At 70.6% G+C, this 23,912-nt stretch carries 26 protein-coding genes and 1 tRNA gene; 19 read left to right on the forward strand and 8 right to left on the reverse strand.

What is annotated here, in order from left to right; all coding sequences use genetic code 11:
• Window positions 1-29 precede the first annotated feature (29 nt).
• Genes ELQ90_RS03330 through ELQ90_RS03350 form a run of 5 tightly spaced genes read left to right on the forward strand, consistent with a single transcriptional unit; the run spans window position 30 to window position 6,619 of the window.
• On the forward strand, window positions 30-2,111 hold the full coding sequence (locus ELQ90_RS03330; protein ID WP_128493823.1) for a hydantoinase/oxoprolinase family protein: 2,082 nt from the start codon (window positions 30-32) through the stop codon (window positions 2,109-2,111).
• Window positions 2,108-3,832, forward strand: a complete 1,725-nt coding sequence (locus ELQ90_RS03335; RefSeq protein ID WP_128493824.1) for a hydantoinase B/oxoprolinase family protein — start codon at window positions 2,108-2,110, stop codon at window positions 3,830-3,832. Before ELQ90_RS03330 ends, ELQ90_RS03335 begins: the two co-directional genes overlap by 4 nt.
• Window positions 3,829-5,031: a metal-dependent hydrolase family protein gene (locus ELQ90_RS03340; RefSeq protein ID WP_128493825.1), complete on the forward strand. Its 1,203-nt coding sequence runs from the start codon at window positions 3,829-3,831 to the stop codon at window positions 5,029-5,031. Before ELQ90_RS03335 ends, ELQ90_RS03340 begins: the two co-directional genes overlap by 4 nt.
• Window positions 5,028-5,882, forward strand: a complete 855-nt coding sequence (proC, locus tag ELQ90_RS03345; RefSeq protein WP_128493826.1) for a pyrroline-5-carboxylate reductase — start codon at window positions 5,028-5,030, stop codon at window positions 5,880-5,882. Before ELQ90_RS03340 ends, proC begins: the two co-directional genes overlap by 4 nt.
• Entirely contained in the window at window positions 5,879-6,619 is a 741-nt protein-coding gene (locus tag ELQ90_RS03350; RefSeq protein WP_166408799.1) for an HpcH/HpaI aldolase family protein, read from the forward strand. The genes proC and ELQ90_RS03350 overlap by 4 nt, the downstream gene beginning before the upstream one ends.
• On the opposite strand, the gene ELQ90_RS03355 is transcribed toward ELQ90_RS03350, so the two are convergent.
• A complete protein-coding gene (locus ELQ90_RS03355; protein WP_243695977.1) occupies window positions 6,616-7,002 on the reverse strand; it encodes a low temperature requirement protein A in 387 nt (128 codons plus the stop codon). The genes ELQ90_RS03350 and ELQ90_RS03355 overlap by 4 nt on opposite strands.
• A 107-nt stretch (window positions 7,003-7,109) precedes the next feature.
• On the opposite strand from ELQ90_RS03355, the gene ELQ90_RS03360 reads away from it, so the two are divergent.
• The 4 genes from ELQ90_RS03360 to ELQ90_RS03375 all read left to right on the forward strand — a co-directional run bounded on the left by ELQ90_RS03360 (window position 7,110) and on the right by ELQ90_RS03375 (window position 10,806).
• Complete coding sequence (locus ELQ90_RS03360; protein ID WP_243695978.1) at window positions 7,110-7,676, forward strand: GNAT family N-acetyltransferase; 567 nt, start codon at window positions 7,110-7,112, stop codon at window positions 7,674-7,676.
• Between the two features lie 237 nt (window positions 7,677-7,913).
• Window positions 7,914-9,374 (forward strand): ABC transporter permease, encoded by a 1,461-nt coding sequence (locus ELQ90_RS03365; RefSeq protein ID WP_128493828.1) that lies wholly within the window; start codon window positions 7,914-7,916, stop codon window positions 9,372-9,374.
• Between the two features lie 47 nt (window positions 9,375-9,421).
• A complete protein-coding gene (locus ELQ90_RS03370; RefSeq protein ID WP_208020554.1) occupies window positions 9,422-10,144 on the forward strand; it encodes an ABC transporter ATP-binding protein in 723 nt (240 codons plus the stop codon).
• Between the two features lie 113 nt (window positions 10,145-10,257).
• Complete coding sequence (locus tag ELQ90_RS03375) at window positions 10,258-10,806, forward strand: GNAT family N-acetyltransferase (protein WP_128493829.1); 549 nt, start codon at window positions 10,258-10,260, stop codon at window positions 10,804-10,806.
• Window positions 10,807-10,810: 4 nt separating this feature from the next.
• Here ELQ90_RS03375 and ELQ90_RS03380 read toward each other — a convergent pair.
• A tRNA-Gly gene (locus ELQ90_RS03380) sits at window positions 10,811-10,884 on the reverse strand.
• Between the two features lie 74 nt (window positions 10,885-10,958).
• Here ELQ90_RS03380 and dcd point away from each other — a divergent pair.
• Together dcd and ELQ90_RS03390 are read left to right on the forward strand one after the other, a co-directional pair.
• Window positions 10,959-11,549, forward strand: a complete 591-nt coding sequence (gene dcd / locus ELQ90_RS03385) for a dCTP deaminase (protein WP_128493830.1) — start codon at window positions 10,959-10,961, stop codon at window positions 11,547-11,549.
• Window positions 11,550-11,737: 188 nt separating this feature from the next.
• Window positions 11,738-11,938: a hypothetical protein gene (locus ELQ90_RS03390; protein ID WP_128493831.1), complete on the forward strand. Its 201-nt coding sequence runs from the start codon at window positions 11,738-11,740 to the stop codon at window positions 11,936-11,938.
• On the opposite strand, the gene ELQ90_RS03395 is transcribed toward ELQ90_RS03390, so the two are convergent.
• Window positions 11,935-13,122 (reverse strand): FUSC family protein, encoded by a 1,188-nt coding sequence (locus ELQ90_RS03395; protein ID WP_128493832.1) that lies wholly within the window; start codon window positions 13,120-13,122, stop codon window positions 11,935-11,937. The genes ELQ90_RS03390 and ELQ90_RS03395 overlap by 4 nt on opposite strands.
• A gap of 158 nt (window positions 13,123-13,280) precedes the next feature.
• Between ELQ90_RS03395 and ELQ90_RS03400 the strand changes: the two genes are divergently transcribed.
• Window positions 13,281-13,796, forward strand: a complete 516-nt coding sequence (locus ELQ90_RS03400; protein ID WP_128493833.1) for a hypothetical protein — start codon at window positions 13,281-13,283, stop codon at window positions 13,794-13,796.
• Between the two features lie 16 nt (window positions 13,797-13,812).
• On the opposite strand, the gene ELQ90_RS03405 is transcribed toward ELQ90_RS03400, so the two are convergent.
• The gene (locus ELQ90_RS03405; protein ID WP_128493834.1) at window positions 13,813-14,652 is read right to left on the reverse strand and encodes a helix-turn-helix transcriptional regulator; all 840 of its coding nucleotides are present in this window, start codon (window positions 14,650-14,652) and stop codon (window positions 13,813-13,815) included.
• 191 nt (window positions 14,653-14,843) lie between these two features.
• Between ELQ90_RS03405 and ELQ90_RS03410 the strand changes: the two genes are divergently transcribed.
• On the forward strand, window positions 14,844-15,785 hold the full coding sequence (locus tag ELQ90_RS03410; protein WP_128493835.1) for an SDR family oxidoreductase: 942 nt from the start codon (window positions 14,844-14,846) through the stop codon (window positions 15,783-15,785).
• A gap of 72 nt (window positions 15,786-15,857) precedes the next feature.
• Here ELQ90_RS03410 and ELQ90_RS03415 read toward each other — a convergent pair whose 3' ends face one another.
• Genes ELQ90_RS03415 through idi form a run of 4 tightly spaced genes read right to left on the reverse strand, consistent with a single transcriptional unit; the run spans window position 15,858 to window position 18,679 of the window.
• Window positions 15,858-16,658, reverse strand: coding sequence for an SDR family NAD(P)-dependent oxidoreductase (locus ELQ90_RS03415; protein ID WP_128493836.1), 801 nt, complete (start codon window positions 16,656-16,658; stop codon window positions 15,858-15,860).
• 4 nt (window positions 16,659-16,662) lie between these two features.
• Window positions 16,663-17,283: a DUF2238 domain-containing protein gene (locus tag ELQ90_RS03420; protein ID WP_128493837.1), complete on the reverse strand. Its 621-nt coding sequence runs from the start codon at window positions 17,281-17,283 to the stop codon at window positions 16,663-16,665.
• Complete coding sequence (locus ELQ90_RS03425) at window positions 17,280-18,134, reverse strand: endonuclease/exonuclease/phosphatase family protein (RefSeq protein ID WP_128493838.1); 855 nt, start codon at window positions 18,132-18,134, stop codon at window positions 17,280-17,282. The genes ELQ90_RS03420 and ELQ90_RS03425 overlap by 4 nt, the downstream gene beginning before the upstream one ends.
• 26 nt (window positions 18,135-18,160) lie before the next feature.
• Window positions 18,161-18,679: an isopentenyl-diphosphate Delta-isomerase gene (gene idi / locus ELQ90_RS03430; RefSeq protein WP_128493839.1), complete on the reverse strand. Its 519-nt coding sequence runs from the start codon at window positions 18,677-18,679 to the stop codon at window positions 18,161-18,163.
• Window positions 18,680-18,802: 123 nt separating this feature from the next.
• Between idi and ELQ90_RS03435 the strand changes: the two genes are divergently transcribed.
• Genes ELQ90_RS03435 through ELQ90_RS03460 form a run of 6 tightly spaced genes read left to right on the forward strand, consistent with a single transcriptional unit; the run spans window position 18,803 to window position 23,893 of the window.
• Window positions 18,803-19,873 carry a polyprenyl synthetase family protein gene (locus ELQ90_RS03435; protein WP_128493840.1) on the forward strand — a complete coding sequence of 357 codons (1,071 nt, stop codon included), beginning with the start codon at window positions 18,803-18,805 and terminating at the stop codon, window positions 19,871-19,873.
• The gene (locus tag ELQ90_RS03440; RefSeq protein ID WP_243695979.1) at window positions 19,870-20,733 is read left to right on the forward strand and encodes a phytoene/squalene synthase family protein; all 864 of its coding nucleotides are present in this window, start codon (window positions 19,870-19,872) and stop codon (window positions 20,731-20,733) included. The genes ELQ90_RS03435 and ELQ90_RS03440 overlap by 4 nt, the downstream gene beginning before the upstream one ends.
• Window positions 20,730-22,310 (forward strand): phytoene desaturase family protein, encoded by a 1,581-nt coding sequence (gene crtI / locus ELQ90_RS03445; protein WP_128493842.1) that lies wholly within the window; start codon window positions 20,730-20,732, stop codon window positions 22,308-22,310. The genes ELQ90_RS03440 and crtI overlap by 4 nt, the downstream gene beginning before the upstream one ends.
• A complete protein-coding gene (locus tag ELQ90_RS03450; RefSeq protein WP_128493843.1) occupies window positions 22,307-22,636 on the forward strand; it encodes a lycopene cyclase domain-containing protein in 330 nt (109 codons plus the stop codon). Before crtI ends, ELQ90_RS03450 begins: the two co-directional genes overlap by 4 nt.
• On the forward strand, window positions 22,633-22,956 hold the full coding sequence (locus tag ELQ90_RS03455; protein WP_128493844.1) for a lycopene cyclase domain-containing protein: 324 nt from the start codon (window positions 22,633-22,635) through the stop codon (window positions 22,954-22,956). The genes ELQ90_RS03450 and ELQ90_RS03455 overlap by 4 nt, the downstream gene beginning before the upstream one ends.
• The gene (locus ELQ90_RS03460; protein ID WP_208020555.1) at window positions 22,943-23,893 is read left to right on the forward strand and encodes a prenyltransferase; all 951 of its coding nucleotides are present in this window, start codon (window positions 22,943-22,945) and stop codon (window positions 23,891-23,893) included. Before ELQ90_RS03455 ends, ELQ90_RS03460 begins: the two co-directional genes overlap by 14 nt.
• Window positions 23,894-23,912 lie beyond the last annotated feature (19 nt).

A 23,912-nucleotide genomic window follows, 5' to 3' on the forward strand; every position in this document is an offset into this window, starting at 1 on the left:
CCCGCATCTCCCCCTCGAAAGGACCCACCATGTCAGAACGAGTCCGCGTCGCGATCGACGTCGGAGGCACTTTCACCGACGTCGTGAAGCTGACGCCGTCGTCGGGCGAACTGCGCTTCGAGAAGGTGCCGACGACTCCGTCGGCACCGACGGAGGGCGTCCTCGACGGCTTCCGCAAGGCCGAGGCCGCCATGGAGGACATCGTGATGTTCAACCACGGCACGACCCTCGGTCTCAACGCCCTCCTCACGCGCACAGGGGCGCGCACCGCGATCGTGTCGACGGCGGGCTTCCGCGACGTCTACCTGCTGGGCCGCACCGACCGGGCCGCGATGTACGACATCCGCTACCGCAAGCCGACCGCGCTCGTCGAGCGCGCCGACACCTTCGAGGTGATCGAGAGGAGCTACTTCGACGGCACCGTCGCGACGCCGCTCGACGAGGACGACGCGCGCCGCGTCGCCGCGGAGATCGCGGCGGGAGGGTACGCGTCCGTCGCCGTCGCGTTCCTGCACTCCTACGCCAACTCGGACCATGAGTCGCGCATGCGCGAGATCCTCGCCGAGGTCGCCCCTGGCGTGGACGTCACCCTCTCGCACGAGCTCGCTCGCGAGTACCGGGAGTACGAGCGCACGAGCACGACGGTGCTCGACGCCTACATCAAGCCCATCGTGCGCGGTTATCTCGACGTTCTCCAGGGCGAGCTCGCGTCGAACGGATTCGAGGGCCGCTTCCTCATGTCGCGTTCGGGCGGAGGCGCGATGACGGCGACCGCCGCGAAGGAGCAGCCCGTCAACCTCATCCTCTCGGGTCCGGCCGGCGGAGTGATCGGCGCCGCAGCGTTCTCGAAGCTCATCGGCTCCCCGAACCTCATCACGATCGACATGGGAGGGACGAGCCTCGACGCGTCGCTCGTCCTCGATCACGAGCCCCTCATGCACCAGGGCGCCGAATTCGAGGGCCTGCCCATCACGACACCGTCCCTCAACATCCAGACGATCGGGGCGGGCGGCGGATCGCTCGGTTACCTCGACGCGGCCGGCGCCCTCCAGGTCGGCCCCCAGAGCGCCGGAGCGATGCCGGGCCCCGCGTCGTACGGCCGCGGCGGCACGCGCCCGACGTTCACGGACGCGGCGCTCGCCGTCGGTTACCTCGGCTCGGACACGCCCCTCGGCGGCACCCTCGTCCTCGACGAACAGCGTGCCCTCGACGCGCTGACGACGATCGCCGAACCGCTGGGGATGACCGAGCGCGGCCTCGCCCGCGGAATGCTCCGCATCTCCACGACGAAGATCGTCGGCGCCGTCCGCGGGATCACGGTCGAGCTCGGCCTCGACCCGAAGGACTTCGCCCTCCTGTCGTTCGGCGGGGGCGGGGGACTCGTCGCGGTCGACGTCGCTCGCGAGCTCGGCATCCCGACGGTCGTCGTGCCGCCGGGTCAGGGAGCGTTCTCGGCGCTCGGCATGCTCATGGCCGACGTGCAGCACGACTTCTCCCGCACGTCGATCACCCCGCTGCTCGAGGTCGACGCCGACGTCATCGCCGCGTCCTTCGCGGAGCTCGAATCGTCCGCGACCGCGGCGCTCAGCACCGACGGCTTCGGCGACGCCGAGCAGCACCTCGTCCGGACGATCGACGTGCGGTACATGGGCCAGGAGCACGCCGTGACCGTGGCGTGCCCGCCGTTCGGAGAAGGCTTCACGGCCGCCGTCGAGGTGTCGTTCGCCGAACTCCACGAGCGACAGTACGGCCACACCATGAGCGACCCGGTGGAGATCACGACGCTCCGCGTCCGTGGCATCGGCGTGATCGACAAGCCGTCGCTCCCCACGATGGCGGCTCGCACCGATGGCACCCCCGAGCGGCTCGGCGACCGCGTCGTGCACCTCGGCGACGACGAGCAGGTCGTCTACGGCCTCTACTCGCGCGAGCAGCTGCTCGCCGGCGACCGCATCGTCGGCCCCGCCGTCATCACCGAGCACACCGCGACGACGGTCATGCACGCCGGCGACGTGCTCACCGTCGGCACGTACGGGGAACTCGTCATCGCGATTGAGACCGAGCCCCTGCCGTCGACCGATTCCCCCGCACTCGAAGGAGCCGTCCGATGAGAGACGCCATCACGATCGAAGTCATCCGTCACGGCCTGATCGCCGCGGCGGCCGAGGTCGCGCACAACCTGTGCCGAACCGCCTACAACACGGTCGTCTACGAGATCCACGATTACGGCGTCGGCATCCACGACGTCAACGGCGACGTGGTCGCGGACGCTCCCGGCATCGCGATCTTCACCCGCGGCAACGACTACGGCATCAAGAAGGCGATCGAGTTCCTCGGGGTCGACGCGATGGGCGAGGGCGACGTGTTCCTCCTCAACTACCCGTACTGGTCGTCGGCGCACACGCTCGACACGCTCGTCTTCGCGCCGATCCACGCGAGCGGCGGCGAGCTCATCGGCTACGCCTCCGTGCGCATCCACGTGCTCGACCTCATGCAGAAGGACGCGGGCTACGTGCTCGACTCCACCGACATGTACCAGGAGGGCATCTTCTTCCCGGGCACCCGGCTCTACCAGGCGGGGCGTCAGTGCGACGACGTCTTCAACATCATCCGCTTCAACAGCCGGATGCCGGAGCGGACGATCGGCGACCTGCAGGCGCAGGTGTCGGCGGTTCACGCCGGCGCAGCGCGAACGCGCGAGATCGCGGACAAGTACGGGGTAGAAGCGCTCGCCGATGCCATGCAGGCGATCAACGAGCACGGCGAGAAGCTCGCGAGGATCGGTCTCGCGAAGCTCCCGAAGGGGACATGGCACGCGCGCGACTTCATGGACAGCGACGGAATCGACAAGTCGACCCCCGTCGCGATGGACGCGGTCGTCACGATCACCGACGACGAGTTCATCATCGACTGGAGCGACAGCGCGTTCGGCGTCGTCGGCCCGATCAACCTGCCGCCGGGACAGACGGAGGCGCTCTGCAGCCTCGTCTTCAAGTCGCTCACGACGCCGGACAGTCCCGTCGTGGCGGGGAATTTCGCGCCGCTCCGCGTCATCACCCGCGAGGGTAGCGTCATGCACGCCGTCCCGCCGATGCCGACGTTCACGCTCTGGACCGGATTGCTGGCCGGCGAGGTCGTGCTCAAGGCGCTCGCGCAAGGCATGCCCGAGTGGATGCCGGCATCATCGGGAGGCGACGTCAACTCGATGATGGGCCTCGGAGTGAACCCCCGCACGGGCGACTCGTGGCTCGAGGCCACGAACGAGGCCGTCGGTTACGGCGGCCACGCCGACGGCGACGGGGAGGACGGCATCATGCACTTCTCCGAGCCGGGGTGCCGCAACAACCCGGTCGAGGTGCTCGAGACGAAGTCGCCGATGATCATCGACCACTACGGCTACCGGCCCGACTCGGGCGGTGCCGGGAAGCACCGCGGCGGCGTCGGCGTGAGCCGCGCCTACCGGTTCACCGCGCCCTCCGTCGGCATCGGCCTCATGTACAAGACGAGCCCGCCGTGGGCCGTCGCGGGCGGCGAGGAGGGTGTGCCGAACGGCATGACCATCAACCCCGGACGACCCGACGAGCGCCGCGGCGCCGGCGAGTACAGCCACCTCGAACCGGGAGACGTGCTCGTCAACGCGACGGGCGGCGGCGGCGGGTGGGGGCCGGCGTTCGAACGTGACCCGCTCGCGGTCGCGGCGGATGTGCGCAACGGCTTCGTCTCGCGCGAGGCGGCGGCGGAGTCGTACGGCGTCGTCCTGCGACCGGGCGGATTCGACATCGACGAGTCGGCGACGGCCGAACGCCGTGCCGCTCCGGCGGGTACACGATGAGCGGGGACCTCACCGTCCTGAACGCGCTGATCTTCGACGGGGAGTCCGCCGAGCTCGTCGACGGCGGGGTCCGGATCGTCGACGGGAGCATCGTCGAGATCGGCGACGTGACCGCCGGGGAGGACACGATCGACGCTCGCGGCGCCGTCGTCACCCCCGGCCTCATCGACGCCCACTTCCACGCCTACGCGATCTCGATGATCACGAGCCGCATCGAGAACTCGTACCTGAGCTACCTCGCGCTCGCGGCGTCGCACCGGTTGCGGGACGCCCTCCGGCGCGGCTTCACGACCGTGCGCGACGTGGCGGGCGGCGACGCCGGGCTGTCGGCCGCGATCGACCGCGGACTCATCCCGTCGCCGCGGTACTTCTGGACGGGCGCGGCGCTCAGCCAGACCGGCGGGCACGGCGATCACCGTGGCGCGGAGGACGACCTCTGCTTCCACGGCGGCCACATGTGCGACCTCGTCGACGGCGTCGACGCCCTCCGCGTCGCCGTACGGTCGCGCTTCCACCACGGCGCGCACGCGATCAAGGTCATGACGTCCGGCGGGGTCGCCTCGCTCACCGATCCGCTGCGGCCGGCGCAGTACTCGGCCGAGGAGATCCGCGCGGTCACGGACGAGGCCGCACGTCGCGGCAGCTATGTCGCCGCCCACTCCTATTCGCCCGAGTCCATCCGGCACTCGATCGAGAACGGTGTCCGGTCGATCGAGCACGGAAACCTCCTCGACCCGGGGACCGCAGCGGCGATGGCCGAGCGGAACGCCGTGCTCGTGCCGACGCTCGCCGCCTACGACGCGATGGATCGGCGCGGTGACGAGGTCGGCCTCTCGCCCGTCTCGGCTGCGAAGAACAAGGAGGTGCTCGAGGCGGGAAAGTACGCCGTCGGGCACGCCCTCGCCGCGGGGGTCACGGTCGGTTTCGGGTCGGACCTCATGGGCGACCTCGCCTCGGACCAGCTCGTCGGCGTCCGGCTGCAGGCCGAGGCGTCGAGTCCGCTCGACGTGCTCCGGTCGCTCACGTCGGCCAACGCCGCGCTCCTCCAGCGGACCGACCTCGGTCGCCTCCGCGATGGCGCGCTCGGCGACCTCGTCGTCTGGTCGGGGAATCCTCTCGAGGACATCTCCGTGATCTCCGACGAGTCGAGGGGGCGGACCGTCGTCAGTCGGGGTCGACGAGTGGCGGCGGGCGGGTGACGGTCGCGGAGGCGCCCGCGCTCGCGGTCGTGGGAGCCGGTTCGCTCGCGCGAACGCTCCTCGCGGGCTGGCGCCGGTCCGGGGTGCCCTTCCCCGCCGTGACGACCGTGTCCCTGACGGCGGCTCGTGCCGCCGAACTGCGCGCGGACGGCGTGACGGCGCTGTCGGTGGAGGAGGACCCGGATGCGGCGGCATCGGCCGCGGCGGCGGCCCGCGTCGTCGTCATCGCGGTGAAGCCGTGGATGGTCGACGACGTGCTCCCGGCGGTCGGCGCGGCGCTCCAGCCCGGCACCATCGTCGTGTCGGTGCTCGCGGGAGTGCGCCTCGCCCGGCTCAGGGACCTGCTCGGGACGGTGGACGTGGTGCGCGTGCTCCCGAACACGCCGTCGCACGTGAACGCGGGTTTCGCCGGCATCGTCGCGGGTGGTGCCGACGCGTCCCTCGTCGGGATCGTGCGCGAGCTGTTCGCCGAACTCGGCGACGTCATGGACGTCGACGAGGACGGACTCGACGCCCTCACCGTCCTGTCCGGCTCCGGCCCGGCCTTCGCGTTCCTGCTCGCCGAGAAGCTCGCGGCGGCCGCCGAGCACCAGGGCTTCGGGCCGCACGACGCCGAACGCATCGCGCGTGCCGTGCTCGTGGGCGCCGGGGCGCTGCTCGCCGACTCGAGGAGCTCACCGGCGGAGCTGCGACGACGGATCACGAGCCTCCGGGGTGTCACGCATCACGCCGTCGAGGTGTTCGAGGACCGCGATCTCGGGTCGATCGTCATCGACGCGGCGGATGCGGGTCTCGCCCGCGCGCGAGAGCTCGCCTCGGCCCCGGCCGATCCGGTGGGGACGACATCGTGACGGCGACGGCGCCGGAGTACGGAGCGTTCAGCTTCATCGACTCGCCCGCGCTCGTCGAGACGCTCGGCCGATCGGGCCTCGAGTGGGTCTGCCTCGACGCGCAGCACGGGCGGTGGGACGATCGCTCGATCCTCGCGGCGCTCGACCTGCTCGGTCCGAGTGCGACGGGCCGCGACGGCGCAGCACGCGTCCTCGTGCGTCCGCGCGCCGCCGACTTCGGTCTCATCGGTCGTGCGCTCGATGCCGGCGCCGCCGGAGTGATCGTGCCGATGGTGGATGGCGTCGAGGACGCCCGCCGCGTGATCGGGGCCTCCTATTACCCACCGCTCGGTCACCGCAGCTTCGGCCCCATCCGCTCGCCGTTCGGTGCGGCGGACGACGTGGCGGCGGCGAACGGCGGCATCGTCGTCGCCCTCATGATCGAGACCCCCGGCGCGCTCGCCGAGGTCGACGAGATCGCAGCGCTCGATGGCGTCGACATGCTGTTCGTCGGTCCGTTCGACCTGTCCGCGTCCCTCGGGACGACGGTCGACGCGCTCCTCGACGACGACTCCGAGGGGAACCCGCTCTCCCGCGTCGCGGCGGCGAGTCGCGCGGCGGGGATCCGTTTCGGCGCCTTCGCCGGCCGGCCGGACCGTGCTCCGCGCTTCGTCGATCACGGAGCGGACTTCGTCTCGGTGTCGAGCGACCTCGACCTGCTGGGCCTCGGGGCGGCGACGGCGCTCGGCTCGCTCTAGTCGTCTCGCGCGGCCGGCCGCTTCTCCGTCACTTCCAGCACCACGACGATCGTGACCATCGCGACAGCCGCGACGACGAGGCTGAGGGGCCCGAGCGCGCTCGCCCCGATGCCGACCGCGAGGGCCACGACGGCCGCGTTCGCCCAGCTCGGCAGGGTGTCGCGGAGAGCGAGGAACCAGATCCCGAGGACGAAGAGTGCGACGGGGACGGTCGTCGTGGCGGCCGCGACGGCCGCCTCGAGGTCGGCCTGATGCGTGTCGTGGTCGATCGCGACCTCGATGCCCGCGGAGAAGGCGCCGGCGGCTGCGAAGATCACGTAGTGCACGTACCCGAACACGAACGACCCGCGGAACGTCGTGAGCCACCAGGCTACCCAGAGCACCTGGATGCCCGCGATCGCTCCCCGCGTATCGGAAGGCCGTGGAGCGGTGCGACGATGAGCTGGCGCGGGAGGCGGGAACCGCAGGATCGGACCCGTAAAGTAGTCGCGTGGATCAGCATGTGATCGTCCGCGCCGCGCAGGACGCCGACTTCGAGTCGATCGATCGCGTCGTCCTCGAGGCATTCGGGGACGACGGCGAGAAGGTCCTCGGTCTCGTCGATGCGTTGCGTCCCTCGTATGCTCGCGCCGAACTCGTCGCCGAGGTGGGCGACGAGGTCGTCGGGCACGTGATGCTCAGCCATTCGTGGCTCGATGCGCGTGCGGCGCTCGTCGACGTGCTCGTGCTGAGCCCGCTCGCGGTGGCGCCGCGCTTCCAGCGGCGCGGCATCGGCGGGGCGCTGCTCGGCGGGGCGTTCGCGTCGGCCGAGGAGCTCGCGATGCCCGCGATCTTCCTCGAAGGCGATCCTGCGTACTACTCGCGCCAGGGCTTCGCCGCCGCGGAGCCGCTCGGGTTCGAGCGTCCGAGTCTGCGGATCCCGGAGCAGGCGTTCCACGTCGCCCTGATCGACGGTCATGAGGACTGGATGAGCGGTCGGCTCGTGTACGCGGAGCCGTTCTGGACGAACGACTGCGTCGGTCTCCGCGACCCGCTCCTCACCCAGCTCGGCGGCTGACCGCTGCAGGGCGGGCAGCCTCCGGTTCCGCCTGTCAGCCGCGCGTTCCCTGCTCCTCCGCCGCGGCGCACGTCGACAGGCTCAGCGACCGCGGAGTGGGGTACCCAGGATCGACGCCGAGTCCCCGATCGAGTCGTCAGCCGGGTCATAGCCAGCTCCTAGTCGGCTCATGACGCGTCGAGAGGACGCGCTCGTACCGTCTCATCGACCGGTCGGACCGACCGGAGAAGGAGACCCATGTACCTCACCTATCTGCGCCGCGAACTGAGCGGACGCACGAAACAGACGGCCATCGTCGCGGCGGGGCTCGCGATCGCGATCGCGCTCGTCATCATCGTCAACGCCCTCACCGCGGGAGTGCGCGACGCGCAGACGCAGGCCCTCGAATCGGTCTACGGCGTGGGCACCGACCTCACGGTCGCCGGCGCCCAGCAGGAGCCGGGCGAGGACGGTGGCTCGCGCTTCGACTTCGGCGAGGACGGCGGCGCGACGGCGGAAGACGGCACGACGACGCTCGCGCAGTCGCAACTTCGCACCGATCGCGGGCGCACCACTCTCGATGCGGCGACGGTCGGCACGATCTCCGCCCTCGATGGTGTCTCCTCGGCGACCGGCGCCTTGAGTCTCACGAACTCGACCTTCTCCGGTGAGCTCCCCGAGATGCCCGCCGATGGCGGGACGAATGCTGCGGGCGAGGCCGGCTCCGCGCCCGCCGACGACGCTCCGCAGGGCGGCGGCGGATTCGGCGGCGGTTCCTTCGACGTCGACTCCTTCACGGTGCTGGGCATCGACCCCGCCGTGCAGACGGTGGGTCCGCTGTCGTCCGTGTCCGTGACCGACGGACGGGCGCTCGACGCCGATGACGCCGGTCAGAACGTCGCCGTCCTGGACGCGACCTACGCCACGTCGAACGACCTCGCCGTCGGCGGGACCGTCGACGTCGGCGGCACGGCGATGGAGATCGTCGGGCTCGTCTCGTCGAGCTCCAGCTCGACGGACACCGCCTCGAACGTCTACATCCCCCTCGACGTCGCGCAGTCGCTCGCGGGCGTGGGGGACGTCGTCTCCACCGTCTACGTGCAGGCGACGACGGCCGACGGAATCGCCGCTGTCCAGAGTGAGATCGAATCGGCCGTGCCCGACGCGACGGTGAGCTCGCAGTCCGACCTCGCCTCGACGGTGTCCGGCTCGCTCTCGAGCGCGACGTCGCTCATCACGAACCTCGGAACGTGGCTGTCGATCCTCGTGCTCGCCGTCGCGGTCGTCCTCGCGGTGCTGTTCACGATGTCGGGCGTCTCGCGGCGTACTCGCGAGTTCGGGACGCTGAAGGCCATCGGCTGGTCGAACGGCCGCGTGATCCGCCAGGTCGCAGGCGAGTCCATGGTGCAGGGGCTCATCGGCGGGGCGATCGGTCTCGCGATCGGTCTCGGCGGCATCCTCGCGATCAACATCATCGCTCCGACGATCTCCGCGGCTCCCGCAGCGACGGAGGCCGGTGCCGGAGGTGGTCCAGGCGGCGGGCGGTTCGCCTCAACCGTTCAGACGGCGACCGACATCACGTTGAGCGCTCCGCTCACTCCGTGGGTCCTCGTCGCTGCCGTCGGTCTCGCGGTGTCCGCCGGCCTCGTCGCGGGAGCGTTCGGCGGCTGGCGGGCGGCGCGACTCAGCCCCGCCGAGGCCCTCCGGTCCGTCGCATGACCCGCGTCTCCGCCACCCCATCCCCTTCCCCGACAGGAGCGAGCACCATGACCATCACCCGGCCCCACATCGACCCGACCGATTCGGCCGCCCAGCCGATATACCGCCTCGCGGGAGTCGCGAAGACCTACCAGCAGAAGAAGCGGGTCGTGAAGCCGCTCACGGGGGTGGACCTCGAGATCCGCGGCGGCGACTTCGTCACCATCCAGGGCCCGACCGGTGGTGGTAAGAGCACACTGCTGCAGTTGCTCGGCGCGCTCGACCGACCGACGTCCGGGCGGATGACTCTCGGCGACACCGACCTCGCCGGCGCGAGCAACACGGCCCTCGGGGCGGTGCGCGCTCGCGAGATCGGTTTCGTCTTCCAGGGCTTCAACCTCATCCCGACGCTGACGGCGAGCGAGAACGTCGACATGGGTCTCGAGCCGCTCGGGCTCGACGCCGCTGAGCGCCGAGTCCGCGTGGCCGACGCGCTCGCTCATGTCGGTCTCGCGGATCGCGCCGATCACCGTCCGGGTGAGTTGTCGGGCGGGCAGCAGCAGCGCGTCGCGATCGCGCGGGCCATCGCCAAGCGGCCCCGCGTGCTGCTCGCGGACGAGCCCACGGGCAATCTCGACGAGAGCATGCGCGACGAGATCCTCGACCTCCTGCAGGCGCTCAACGACGACGGGCTCACCCTCATCGTCGTGACGCACGACTCGGCGGTCGCACGGCGCGCGTCGCGTCGGCTGCGACTGGAGAAGGGCACGATTCGCGACATCACCCGCTGAGCGGACTGCCGCGCCGCGCTTCGGCAGGCTCAGCGGCCGTGCGGGCGGGGCCCGGATCGCCCGCGGTCCCTGAGCCTGTCGAAGGGCGGGGCACCCGATACCCTGGGCCCCTGATGGACGACCGCCGCCGACGCGACTGGGCCCCGGAACTCCCGCTCCGCACCCCGCGACTCCTCCTCCGCGAGCATCGTGAGACCGACCTCGACGACCTCGCGCTCTTCCACGGCGACGAGCGCACCGTCCGCTACCTCCCATGGCCGGTGCGCTCCCGCGACGACACCCGCACGGCGCTTCTCAAGAAGCTCTCACAGCACCGCGCGCCCGCCGAGGGGGACTGGCTCGTCCTCGCGATAGAAGAGATCGCGACCGGCCGGGTGATCGGCGAGGTCGATCTGCGCCGCGGCGCGAACGGTCACGCCGACATCGGCTACGTCGTGCGCCGCGACCGCGAGGGCCTCGGGCTCGCCTCGGAGGCCGTTCGCGAGATCATCCGCGTCGCGACCGACGGCCTCGGCGTCACGATGATCGACGCCCACATCGTCCCCGGCAACACGGCATCCGAACGCTTCGCCGAGCGCCACGGCTTCGTGCGCCACCCCGACGGCGACGTGCACGACCCGGAGAACCCGACACGCGCCTACCGGTGGACGCCAACCGGCTGAGAACTGGAGCGGATGACGGGAATCGAACCCGCGCTATCAGCTTGGGAAGCTGAAGTTCTACCATTGAACTACATCCGCGTACGCCCGAAGGCGCCCCGCCAGCCTAGCAAACGCCGCCGTCACATGCCGCACGCCGCCACTACACTGACCGTGTGCTTCTCTCCGATCGCGACATCAGGGCCGAACTGACCACCGGGCGCATCGCGCTCGACCCGTACGAGCCGGAGATGATCCAGCCGTCGAGCATCGACGTACGCCTCGATCGCTTCTTCCGGTTGTTCGACAACCACAAGTACCCCTTCATCGACCCGGCGGAGGACCAGCCGGAGCTCACACGCCTCATCGAGACGAAGCCCGACGAGCCGTTCATCCTCCACCCCGGCGAGTTCGTGCTCGGCTCGACGTTCGAGAGCGTCAAGCTGCCGGACGACGTCGCCGCGCGTCTCGAGGGCAAGAGCTCCCTCGGTCGCCTCGGTCTCCTCACGCACTCGACCGCGGGCTTCATCGACCCGGGCTTCGAGGGGCACGTGACGCTCGAGCTCAGCAACGTCGCGACGCTGCCGATCAAGCTGTGGCCGGGCATGAAGATCGGGCAGATGTGCTTCTTCCGTCTCAGCTCGCCGGCGGAGCAGCCCTACGGGTCCGCGGCCTACTCGTCGCGCTACCAGGGGCAGCGCGGCCCGACCGCGTCGCGGTCGTTCCAGAACTTCCACCGGACGGACGTCGGCTCCCGCGAGCTGTAGTCAGCGACCGATCGTGCGCTCCGTGAGCGGTCGAGACGCTTCGAGAGGCCCTGCGATCGTGTGGTGGCGTCGGCGATCCGCGTTAGCACGCGGCGAGGGGCTGCGGTACGGGTACGACGAGGGGCGTGCACACCGTTAGGTTCGATCCACCGGCGAGGATCCCGCTCGCCGCCACGAGAGGAACCGAGATGAGCGACCCCACAGCAGCGAACCCCTCGCACAACGGAGCCGACCGGGAGGACGGCTCTCACGGCGCCGGCCCGTCGTCCGACGAGAGCATCAACGCGGAGCTCGACGCGGACATGGCCGAGGCGCTCGACGCTGACGACGACCCGGATGACGACCTGGTCGTGCAGCACCCGTCGCTCGACGAGGGCGCCGGGATCTAGGGGGCCGACCGTCCGTCGCGCGTCGCCGCTCGTGTCGATCCGGTGACGCGCGACGACCGCCGCTCCTCGAGGTCCTCGCGCATCCGCCCAGCGGCCACGGCGATGGCGCTCACGAGAGGCTGAGCGTCCGGGGACTCCGTCCGTTCGCGCAGCTCACGCTCGACCTCTGCGGGGTCACGTGACTCGGCGCCGTCGCCGTTCTCCGGCGTCGGCGCTCCGGCCCGCTCCTCGTTCCAGAGCTCCATGAGGCGCCCGAGCCCGCCGAGCAACTCGGCGGCGGGCGCGAGCGTCTCGGCACCCGCGAGCTCGCCGAGCGGACGTTCATGCTCCGATCCGCGGAGCACGGCACCCATCGCCTCGAGGTGCACGCGAGCGCGTCGGAGCGCCGCGAGGTCGTCGAGGTCCTCGTCGACGTCGTAATTCATCCGTCGGGCTCGGGGATTGGCACGCCGACTCTCGCGTGCGCCGCGCACCGCGGTCGCCGCCTCGGCGAGCCGCGACTCGAACGTCAGCAGCTCACGCTCCCAGTCGGAGCCGTCGCCGCCCGTCGAGAGCGACTGGGCCATGGCCTCGAGCGTACGAGCGCCCGTGCGACGCAGTGCGGACAGGGCGATGGCGGAGTCGTCGACCCGGAGCGGCGGCATGACGACGAGGTTCACGACGATGCCGATCACCATGCCGAGCCCCATCTGCGCGACGTAACCGATGGAGAAGTCGTTGGCGTTCGCGCCGCCGATGATGAGCACGAAGAGGGCGGCGATCGGGATGTAGTCCTTGCCCGGACCGAGCACGGTCAGTCCCGCGAGCACGGTACCCACGAGGATCGCGACTGGCACGGCGACGAACGGCGGGGCGGCGATCGCGATGAGCCCCCAGGCGACGAGCACCCCGAGCGCGAGACCCGCCACCGTCTGGATACTCGAGCGCACCGAGTCCATGAGGGTCGGGGCCATGCTGATGAGGGCGCCGAGAGGCGCGTAGTAGGCGTAGTCCGCGAGGTCGCCCGGGAGCAGCCCGCCGAGGAGCCACGCGATCGTCGCCGCGATAGCGGTCTTCGCCGCGTGCAGCAGTCGAGCGGGCCGGACGGCGCGGCGGATCGCGAGCACGAAGGCCGAGCGCCGCGTGGAGGACTCGGTGCTCGACGTCGACATGACGATGGGATTCGTCTCCGGGGAATCGGACATCGAGGCGAGTCTGCCACGAGGGACCGGCGACCACCGAGGGTTGCGAACCGGGCGCGTGTGGGCATGGCCCGCTGCCACCGCACGCCGGTACCCTGGGATCAGCCCATCGGGCGAAGGCGGCCGGTGCACGACCCGCGATCCCCGGAAGAGGTGCCGCCATGACCGACGCGCAGACACGATTCGCCGCCGCCCTCACGGCCGCCGAGCCCGCCGCCGCCCACCCGAAGCGCATCGCCCGCTTCGGGAGACTCGTCGGCTCCTGGCGCGTATCGGCCTCGCGGCTCGACGAGACCTCGGGCGCCTGGGCGCCGAGCGAGTTCACGTGGCACGTCGCCTACATCCTCGACGGTCGGGCCGTGCAGGACGTGTCCGTGCGCGAGACCGCCGAGGGCGCCGAGACGATCGGCACGGCCCTCCGCGTGTACGACGCCGACATCGGACTCTGGCGCGTGTCCTACGTCGAGCCCGTGCGCGGCGAGTACTGCAACCTCCTCGCGACGGGCCATCGGAAGGACGGTATCCGCCAGGACGGCACCCGCAACGACGGCAAGGCGATCCGCTGGAACTTCTCGAACATCACCGAGTCGTCGTACACGTGGGAGAGCTACGTCTCCGACGACGACGGGAAGACCTGGTGGCTCGCGGAGCACAACGAGGGCACGCGCATCGCCTGACCGCGTCTCTCCTCCGTCAGCGGAGCGACTGCGTGCCGAGCACGGAGAGCAGGCGCAGCTTCTCGTGGCTCTCGCTTCCCGGCACCGCCGTGTACACGAGCAACGCGTGCGACTGGTCGGGGTCGACGAGGCGCTGGCAGTGCAGCTCGAGCGCTCCGACCTCGGGATGCACGAAACGCTTCGTCTCCTTCGGCCGGACACCCACCTCGTGCGCGGCCCAGAGGGCACGGAACTCCTCGCTGCGATCGAGCAGCAGATCGGTGAGGTGCGCGGCGCGCGACCCGGGACCGCGGCGCGCCAGGATCTCGCGCAGCCCCGAGGCGTAAAGGCGGCTCAAGAACGCGTGTTCCTCGACGGCGTAGAAGTGCCGCACGTCCGGATCGGTGAACCAGCGGAACCCGAGGCTGCGGTCCGGTCCCTCTCGTGACACGTTGTCTCCGAGCAGGGCGGCCCCGAGTCGCGACTGCCGCAGCGTCTCGCCGAGCTCCGTGACGATCTCCGCCGGTGTGTCCTCGAGCCGGTCGAGCACACGCAGGAGCCCGGGGCTGATGTGCTCGCTGTTCGCGCCGATCGGGGGCGGCGTGTGCCCGGCGAGGTGGAACAGGTGGTCGCGTTCCTGGTGGGAGAGGTGGAGGCCTTGGGCGATCGAGGCGAGCATCTGCTCGGAGGGTTGGGGTCCGCGCTCCCGTTCGAGGCGCGCGTAGTAGTCCGTCGACATGTGGCACAACTGCGCGACCTCCTCGCGCCGCAACCCCGCCGTGCGCCGTCGCGGACCGCGCGGCAGCCCCACGTCTTCCGGTTGCAGCGCCTCGCGTCGCACGCGGAGGAACTCCGCCAGTCCGGTGCGATCGATCACGGTTCCTCCTTCTCGTGCCTCACCCCTGTCTACCGTGTTCGCCGCCCGCCGAGCCACGGCCTCCCGATCCGCCCCTCGGGATCGATCGGCCCCGATCGGGGCGGTCTCCGCAACAGCGGATCGGCAGGCCCTGGCTCGCACGGGCGGTCGGAGCGAACGTAGAGCCACCACGACACGTCAGGAGCGACACCATGCCACGCAGAACGATCGACATCACCCTCCCGGACCTCAGCGGGAGACGCGTGCTCGTCACGGGTGCGAGCGACGGGATGGGTCTCGTCATGGCCGGGCGCCTCGCGGCGGCCGGAGCCGAGCTGGTCCTGCCCGTGCGGAACCGCCTGAAGGGGGAGACGGCGCTCGCCGTGATCCGGGCTGCGGCGCCGTCCGCGACGGTGGTGCTGCGCGGCCTCGACCTCTCGTCGCTCGAGTCCGTCGCCGCTCTCGGCGAGACGCTCCGGCGCGAGGGCGACCCCATTCACATCCTCATCAACAACGCCGGCGTCATGACGCCTCCGAGCCGCCAGACGACGGCGGACGGATTCGAGGTGCAGTTCGGCACGAACCACCTCGGGCACTTCGCTCTCGTCGCGGAGCTCCTCCCCCTGCTTCAGGCGGGACGCGCCCGGGTCACGTCGCAGATCAGCGTCGCGGCGCGGTCGGGTCGCATCAACTGGGACGACGTCAACTGGGAGCGGAGCTACGACGGCATGCGCGCGTACAGCCAGTCGAAGATCGCGTTCGGCCTCTTCGGGCTCGAGCTCGACCGCCGCAGCACTGCGGGCGGCTGGGGGATCACGAGCGTCCTCTCCCATCCCGGCGTCGCGCCCACGAATCTACTCGCCGCGCGCCCCGAACTCGGTCGCGGCCGAGACACGCCACAGGTGCGCGCCATCCGGTGGCTTTCCGCTCACGGTGTCCTCGCGGGCACCGTCGCGAGCGCCGGGCTCCCCGCGCTGCTCGCGGCGACGTCTCCCGACGTGGCGGGGGGATCGCTCGTGAGCCCGCGCGGCCTCGGGCGCACGTCCGGAGCTCCCGCGGAGCAGAGGTTGTACCCCACCCTCCGGAGTCCCGAGGAGGCGGCGCGCGTGTGGGAGCTCTCCGAGCGGCTCACGAGAACGTCGCTCACCGTCTGACAGCATTCCCGGTCGGTCGGTCGGTCGGTCGGTCGGTCGGTCGTCGGTCGGTCGGTCGCGACGCGGTCCTCGTCACCCCATACGGATGACGTTCCCGGTGACACGTCGGCCCGCGTCGGACACGAGGAAGGAGGCGACGTCCGCGACCTCGTGAGGTTCGGCGACGTCGAAGAACGCGTCGTCCCGCGCGACGAAGCCGCGCACCTCGTCGGTCACCCAGCCCGTGTCGGTCACGGGCGGGTGGAGGGCGTTCGCCGTGACGCCGAAGCGGCTGAGCTCGAGGCTCGCCGACATCGTGTAGTTGACGATCGCGGCCTTCGCCGCCCCGTACGACACCTCCTGGGGGAAGCCCTTCTCGCCTCCCGATGTCATCGAGATGATCCGGCCCCACGAACCGCCGCGCTGCTGGAGCCGCCGCGCGAACTCGGCGATGAGGAGGGCGCCGGCGCGCGCATCCACGCCGAACTGGCGATCGAAGGACTCGGCGGTCACGGGTGAGAGCGCCCGTCCCGCCCAATCGAGCTCCTCCGCCCGGAACGTGTCGCTGAGGGAGCCCGTCGCGTTGTTCACGAGCACGTCGACGGGGCCGAACGCCTCCTCGGCAGCATCGAACAGGCGGGGGATCACGGCGGTGTCGAGGAGGTCGGCCGAGATGGCGATCGCCCGGCCACCGGCGGCATGGATGCGCTCCATCACGGCCGTCGCGTCAAGGCGGTGGTTCTCGCGGAGGCGGTCGGGCGTCCCCTCGCGTTCGGGTTCGTCGACCGACAGGTAGGTGACGACGACGGCGAGGCCGTCTGCTGCGAGGCGTTCCGCGATCGCGGCACCGATGCCGTGGTTCGCGCCGGTGACGATGGCGACGTGGTGGGTCATCCGCTCAGCCTACGGCGGCGCCCCGCGTCTCCTCGGGCGCCGGCACGCTGTCCGACCAGGGCTGCCGACGCATGCTCGCGAGTGCGACTCCCGCGAGCAGGGCCCCGAGCCCGCCGATCGCCATGTCCGCGATCGTGTCGTCGTAGGCGACGAAGATGTCGTCGCTCACGAACGCCTTACCGAGCCACTCGATCATCTCCCATACGGCGCTCGCCGCGAGCCCGATGAGCGCGGTCAGCACGATCGGGACGGCCGCCGCGGCGGGGCCGGACGCGGGTGCCGTGATGATCTCCACGCGCGTGAGCAGGAGGAAGAGCATCGCGGCCACGACGCCCGTGCATGCGAGGTGGACCGCGAGGTCCCACCAGGAGATGCTCGTGTACAGATCGAAGACGTTGCTCCAGGCGGCCACGAGCAGCACGATGCCGTAGACGAGGTCGACGAGCGGCCGCGCGGCGATGAAGCGGGGGAGGAGGAGCGCCGGGAGCACGAGGGCGAGCACGCCGGCGTCCGTCGCGCTCCACCAGACCGCGGCGGCCACGACGCTCAGGAGACCGAGGACGCGTACGACGTCGGCCGCGAGGGCCGTCCGGCCGTGCGGTCGCCGCAGGAAGTTCTCGATCACGCGGTGTCCTCGGTGGCGGGGATCCGCAGCACGGCCTGAACGGGGAGGTGATCGGACGCCCACACGCCCGCCGGTCGCCGAGTGTTGATGCCGGCTCGCACGACCTCGATGCGCGGCGACGTCGCGATCCAGTCGATCCGCTTGCGGTCGTGGCGCGGCGCCCGATAGTTCGGGAACGTGCCCCACTCCGCCGTGAGGCGCTCGCCCGCGACCGACCACGCGTCCTCGAGCGTCGGGGTGTCGTCGTCTTCCGGAGCGAGCAGGGCGCGGATCGGCGCGGTGTGCTCGCCGGTGTTGAGATCACCCGTCACGATCGCGGGGAGGCCCTGCGCCGCGACGAGCGAGCGGATCCGCTCCGCCGACCGCAATCGCGAGCGGCGTGAGAGGTGGTCGAAGTGGGTGTTGACCGCGAGGAAGCGTGACGAGGTCTCGCGGTCCCGGAACACGGCGCCGACGAGGATTCGCGGGACGAGGCTGCCCCAACTCGTCGATCCCGGGGTGTCGGGGCTATCGGAGAGGGACTGTTGCGTCCAGGCCTCGAGGTCGAGTCGCTCGGCGTCGAAGATGATGGGGCAGCCTTCACCCGTGCCGTCCGACTTCCGCCCGCGCCCCACCGAGTGGTATCCGCCACCGAGCGCGCGGCGGAGGAAAGCCGCTTGCTCGGGCATCGCCTCCTGCACGCCGAGGAGCGACGGCCGCTCTGCGCGCAGGAGCGCACCGACGGCGGGCCGACGGGTCTCCCAGCGGTCGGGGCTGCGCGACGACAACTGCGCGACGGGACGACGCACGTTGAACGTCATGACGTGCAGCTCCGGAGCGGCGACCGGGCCGATGAGGACGGATTCCGTCATGGTCGTGGTCGACCTCGGACGCTCGATCAGACCGTCGCGAGCAGGGGGAGCTGGAGGGTCAGCCACGGGCTGAACGCCCACGGCGTCGCCGCGATCGCCGTGTCGAGAGACGCCGGCTCGGCCCAGAACCACTCGACGACCTCGGTGGGCTCGGGCAGCACGGCGCTCGACGTCGTCGCGCGGTACACGGGGCAGATCTCGTACTCGACGGTGCCGTCGGCGTCGACGGCGCGGTACCGGAAGTCGGGGAGCGCGAGCGTGAGCGAGTCCAGCTCGATGCCGAGTTCCGCGCGGGCGCGTCGGTGCACCGCGGCGTCCATGTCCTCGCCGGGTCCGGGGTGCCCGCAGAAGGAGTTGGTCCAGACGCCGGGCCAGGTCTTCTTCGAGAGGGCCCGGCGCGTCACGAGGATACGGCCGTCGGGGTCGGAGACGTGGCAGGAGAATGCGAGGTGCAGGGGCGTCGCGTCGGTGTGCACCGTGTCCTTGTCCGCGACGCCGATGGGGGTGCCGTCTTCGCTCAACAGGACTACTCGTTCCACGGTCATGCCTCTATTCTCCGTCACTCTCGGGATGTCGTGGCCCGAGGGCACCGTCTCGCTCTTGTCAACATACTTAGACGGTCTAGTAAAAACTTTCAACGATCGGGACCCGTCGGTTATGGTCGAGCAATGGACTCCCACGATCTCGTGGTCGTCGCAGGCCGACGACTGCCCCGCGTCGACGAGGTGCTCGACGGTTGGTTCGAGGTCGCCGCCGCGCGCGCCGGTCGTTTCGGGTCGCGCTACGTCCACATCATCGAGAGCCTCCGACGCAACACCGCGGGCGGGAAGCGGTTCCGACCCCGCATGGTGCTCGCGGCCTACGAGAGCCTCGGAGGCACGGACATCGACGTCGCGGCCCGCGTCGCCGCCGCGTACGAGTTGCTGCACACCGCGCTCATCGTGCACGACGACGTCATCGACCGCGACTTCGTCCGCCGGGGTCGTCCCAACGTGTCCGGGAGCTATCGCGACCGCGCGACCACCGCCGGGATCCCGCTCCCGCTCGCCGAGCACCGCGGCATGTCCGTCGCCGTCGTCGCGGGTGATCTCGCACTCGCCGGTGCCTATCGGCTCGTCGACGAGGCGGGAGCCGACGAACTCACGCGCGGTCGACTCATCGAAATCCTCGACGACGCCGTCTCCGCCGCAGCCGCAGGGGAGTACGCCGATGTCGACTTCTCCCTCCACGTCGAGATGCCGTCGGTCGACGACATCGTCGAGATGGAGCGCCTCAAGACCGCGTGGTACTCCTTCGAGGCGCCGCTCCAAGCCGGAGCAGTGCTGGCCGGGGCGTCGCTGCCCACGATCGACGCGCTCGGCGTCTTCGGACGGAACATCGGTATCGCCTACCAGATCGTCGACGACGTCCTCGGCGTCTTCGGCGAGGAGGGCGTGACGGGCAAGAGCTCGGTCGGAGACCTCCGGGAGGGGAAACGGACGGTGCTCATCGCGCACGCAGCGACCCGCCCGGAATGGAACACCGTGCGCGGGCTCTTCGGCGATCCGGCGCTCGACGACGACGGCGCCGCGCGTCTGCGCGACGCGATCGCCGCGAGCGGCGCTCGCACGTTCGCGGAGCTGCTCGCCGCCGACTACGCGAATCGTGCATGGGAGGCGCTCGCCGATGGCGCCGTCCCCGCTTCGACGCGCGACGAGCTCGCTCCCGTGGTCCGCGCGGTGCTGGAGCGCACGCGGTGACGGGAGGACGGCAGTACGACGCGGTCGCCGTCGAGGCCGCCGCGCTCGTGATCCGCCGCTACTCCACGTCGTTCGGCCTCGCCGCTCGACTGCTGTCACCGTCCGTGTGCCGAGACGTCCGGAGCATCTACGCCCTCGTGCGCATCGCCGACGAGATCGTCGACGGCGCCGCGAGCGACGCGGGCCTCGACGACGCATCGATCATGCGAACCCTCGACGAACTCGAGACGGAGACGGAGCGCGCGATCGCGATCGGCTACAGCGCCAACCTCGTCGTGCATGCGTTCGCGCTCACCGCCCGCCGGGCCGGGATCGACGCGTCGCTGACGCGGCCGTTCTTCGCCTCGATGCGCGCGGACATCACAGATGTCGAGCACACGCCCGAGAGCTTCGACGCGTACGTCTACGGCTCGGCGGAGGTCGTCGGCCTCATGTGCCTGCGGGTGTTCCTCGTGGGCGAGCGGAAGAACGCGGCGGAGACGGCGCGGCTCGAGGAGGGCGCCCGGCGGCTCGGCGCCGCCTTCCAGAAGGTCAACTTCCTTCGCGACCTCGCCGCCGACTTCGCGGGACTCGGGCGCAGCTACTTCCCGGGCATCAGGGTCGACGCGTTCTCGGAGGCCGACAAGACGCGGCTTCTCGACGACATCGACGCCGACCTCGCCGCGTCGGCGGCGACGATCGCGGGTCTCCCGGCGTCGTCGCGTCGCGCGGTCGTGCTCGCGCACGACCTCTTCGCGGAGCTCTCCCGTCGCATCCGTTCGACGTCGGCCTCCGAACTCGTCACGACGCGCGTGCGCGTCCCCAACCCCGTCAAGATGAGGATCGCCGTGAACGCAGCCAGGGGAGCGCGGACCCGATGAGACCGCGACACGGGGCGCCCGAGCGCACGGTCGTGATCGGCGGCGGCATCTCCGGGCTCGCGACGGCGGCCCTGCTCGCGCGCAGCGGCCGTGACGTCACCCTGCTCGAGAAGAACGACGAGCTCGGCGGCCGCGCGAGCCTGCTCGAACGGGACGGCTTCCGCTTCGACCTCGGTCCCAGCTGGTTCCTCATGCCAGAGGTCTTCGATCACTTCTTCCGGCTCATGGGCACGTCGTCGGCCGAGCAGCTCGATCTCGTGCGGCTCGAGCCCGGCTACCGCGTCTTCTCGGAGGGCCACGCCGACCCCATCGACATCGCCGCGACGCGAGCCGAGAACGTCGCGCTCTTCGAGGCCATCGAGCCCGGATCGGGAGCGCGCCTCGAGCGCTACCTCGACTCCGCCGGCGAGGTGTACGAGCTCGCGAAGAAGCGCTTCCTCTACACGACCTTCGAATCGCTCACGCCGCTCCTCGCCGCCGACGTGATCCGGGAATTGCCCCGCTTCGCGAAGCTCTTCGGCACCGACCTCGACTCGGCGGCGGGCTCCGTCGTGTCCGACACGCGATTGCGTCAGATCCTCGGCTACCCCGCGGTCTTCCTCGGGTCGTCGCCCTATTCCACGCCGAGCATGTACCACCTCATGAGCCACCTCGATCTCGAGGACGGCGTGTACTACCCGCGCGGCGGCTTCGCCCGTGTGATCGAGGCGATCGCCGGCCTCGCCCGTGAAGCCGGTGTGCGGATCGAGACGGGCGCGACCGTCCGACGCATCCGGACGGAGTCCGTGGGGCGGCGCCGAGCCCGCACCACGGGCGTCGATTGGACCGACGCCGCGGGCGCGACACACGTCGAGGAGGTGTCGGTCGTCGTGTCGGCAGCCGATCTCCACCACACCGAGACGAAACTGCTTCCTCCCGCGCTGCGGACCTACCCGCAGTCCTACTGGGACAAGAAGACGCCGGGACCGGGAGCCGTACTGCTCTCGCTCGGTGTCCGCGGTGAGCTTCCGCAGCTCCTCCACCACACCCTCTTCTTCACGACAGACTGGCGCGCGAACTTCGATGCGATCGGCGGATCGTCTCCGCACATTCCCGATCCGGCATCGCTCTACGTCTGCAAGCCGAGCGCGACCGACGACGTCGCCCCGGAGGGGCACGAGAACCTGTTCGTGCTCGTCCCCATCCCGGCGGACCCCACCCTCGGGGGTGGTTCGAGCGACACGATCCGCGCCGCTGGCGATCGTGCGATCGCCCAGATCGCCGAGTGGGCGGACATCCCGGACCTCACCGAGCGCATCACGGCCCGCCACGACGTGGGGCCGGCGGACTTCGTCGAGTCGATCAACGCGTGGCGCGGAACGATGCTCGGCCCGGCGCACACGCTCGCCCAGTCTGCGCTCTTCCGCGCGGGCAACGTCAGCAAACGGGTCGACGGCCTCGTCTACGCCGGCGGGTCGACGATCCCCGGCATCGGGCTCCCGATGTGCCTCATCAGCGCCGAGCTCGTGGTCAAGCGGCTGAACGGCGACACGTCGACGGAGGCGCTCCCCGTCCCCCTCCCGACGGGGCGCGAGTGAGCCTCGTCTACCTCGCTGCCCTGCTCGTGTCGATCACGGGCATGGTCGTGCTCGACCGGAGGTTCGGCCTCTTCTTCTGGTCCGATGCACGGCGCGCGGCGGTCGTGCTCGCGGCCGGCGTCGTTGTCTTCCTCGTCTGGGACCTGTTCGGCATCGGCCTCGGCATCTTCTTCCGCGGGCAGACGCCGTTCATGACGGGCGTGCTCGTGGCGCCGGAGGTCCCCGTCGAGGAGATCTTCTTCCTCGTCCTGCTCTGCTACCTGTCCATGAACGTCTTCGGTGCGGTCTCCCGCGTCGGCCGTGACACGAGGGAGGAACGACGATGACGTACACGCTCCTCAACCTCGCGTTCCTCGTCCCGGCCGCCGCCCTCGCTCTCGTCGCGACGGTCCGCGCATCCGATCGCCGCCGCTTCCTCCGCGGCCTCGGACTCACCCTCCTCGTCGTCCTCGCGCTCACCGCCGTCTTCGACAACGTGATGATCGGCATCGGACTCGTGGCGTACGAGCCCGAGCACTTGTCGGGCGTCTTCGTCGGAATCGCCCCGATCGAGGACTTCTCCTACGCTGTGTTCGCGGCGGTCGTCCTGCCGTCGTTGTGGAGCCTGCTCCGCCCGTCCCGTCGGAGGCCCCGTGCGCACGCTTGAACAACTCCTGCTCTCGTCGAGGCCGCTCTCGTGGATCAATACGGCGTTCCCCTTCGCCGCGGCGTACTACCTTGCGACGCGCGAGCTCGACGTCACGTTCTGGCTCGGAACGATCTACTTCCTGATCCCGTACAACCTCGCGATGTACGGGATCAACGACATCTTCGATTACGAGTCGGATCTGCGCAATCCGCGGAAGGGCGGCGTGGAGGGCGCCGTGCTCGACCGGACCCTCCACCGGACGACGATCATCGCGGTGCTCGTCACGAACATCCCGTTCGTCGTCGTGCTCGTGCTGCTCGGCTCCCCGGTGTCATGGCTCGTCCTCGCCGTGAGTCTCTTCGCCGTCGTCGCGTACAGCGCGAAAGGGCTGCGATTCAAGGAGGTGCCCTTCCTCGACTCGATCACGTCGAGCACGCACTTCGTGTCGCCGGCGGCGTACGGGCTGGCGCTCGCGGGCGTCGTCGTCGAGCCCTCGCTCGTCGCCCTGCTCGCCGGCTACTTCCTGTGGGGGATCGCGAGCCACGCCTTCGGTGCCGTGCAGGACGTCATCGCCGATCGAGCCGGCGGGATCGCGTCGATCGGCACGGTGCTCGGAGCGAGGGCCACCGCACGCTTCGCGCTCCTCGCCTACGTGATCGGGGGCCTGCTGCTCCTCGGTACGACGTGGCCGGGACCGCTCGGCGCCCTCCTCGTGCTGCCGTACGTCGCGAACGTCGCGCCGTTCTGGAACGTCACGGACGAGACGGCGGAGTCGGCGAACCGTGGCTGGAAGCGGTTCCTCTGGCTTAACTTCCTGACGGGATTCCTCGTGACGATGCTCCTCATCTGGTACGCCCTCTCCACCCCCTCGGTGCCTGAAAATCCCCTACGTGCATCGAATTGCGAGTACGGAGGGGATTTTCAGGGGGGCCAGGACGGGAGAAGCGCGTTCTAGGATGAGGCGGATGAGCGGG

It is taken from the genome of Labedella phragmitis (genome assembly GCF_004078635.1).
Lineage (GTDB): Bacteria > Actinomycetota > Actinomycetes > Actinomycetales > Microbacteriaceae > Labedella > Labedella phragmitis.